1 protein-coding gene is annotated in these 240 nt (G+C 47.5%); it reads left to right on the top strand.

The window, feature by feature from the left end; translation table 11 throughout:
* Window positions 1-111: 111 nt before the first annotated feature.
* Window positions 112-240, top strand: a 129-nt coding sequence (locus CA598_RS33575) for a phage tail fiber protein (protein ID WP_483874410.1), incomplete at its 3' end; no start/stop codon positions are given.

The raw sequence follows: 240 nt of genomic DNA, 5'->3' as shown, positions 1-240 counted from the left end.
ACACTCGAAGATTAAACGAAGGAAACGCGAGGGTTCGGCAATTATGCCGGGCCTTTTTGCGTTGTCAAAAAAGCGTGATCATGACGCTTAAAAATAGGAGGAGAATGAATAATGGCGATGCAAATTTCGAACTATCTGAGCGCGGCGCTACTCAACGCAGCTTTACGCAATACGGCGTTTACCGGACCATCTACGGTATATATCGCGTTGTATAAATCGGACCCAACAGCGGCGGATACC

The sequence above is a fragment of the Paenibacillus sp. VTT E-133291 genome (genome assembly GCF_002264395.1).
GTDB lineage: Bacteria > Bacillota > Bacilli > Paenibacillales > Paenibacillaceae > Paenibacillus_AQ > Paenibacillus_AQ nitricinens.
The sequence above is the reverse complement of the archived record's forward strand: the minus strand, read 5'-3'. Positions and strand labels throughout refer to the sequence as shown.